1 pseudogene is annotated in these 200 nt (G+C 53.0%); it reads left to right on the forward strand.

Going from position 1 to position 200, the window contains the following annotated elements:
• Positions 1–200: pseudogene (locus FDX22_RS32030) on the forward strand (1-deoxy-D-xylulose-5-phosphate reductoisomerase); the annotation flags it as partial.

Here is a 200-nt window from a genome sequence, read left to right on the forward strand (position 1 = left end):
CGATGGACGCGTTTGAGCAAGGACAGGCTGCGACAACTGCGCTGAACGCCGCAAATGAGATTACCGTTGCTGCATTTTTGGCGCAGCAGATTCGATTTACGGATATCGCCGATCTCAATTTGTCCGTACTGGATAGGATGGATTTGCAGGAACCGCAGAGCGTTGAAGATGTGCTGAGGGTCGATGCCATCGCCAGAGAC

The sequence above is a fragment of the Citrobacter sp. TBCS-14 genome (assembly GCF_005280805.1).
Lineage (GTDB): Bacteria > Pseudomonadota > Gammaproteobacteria > Enterobacterales > Enterobacteriaceae > Citrobacter > Citrobacter gillenii.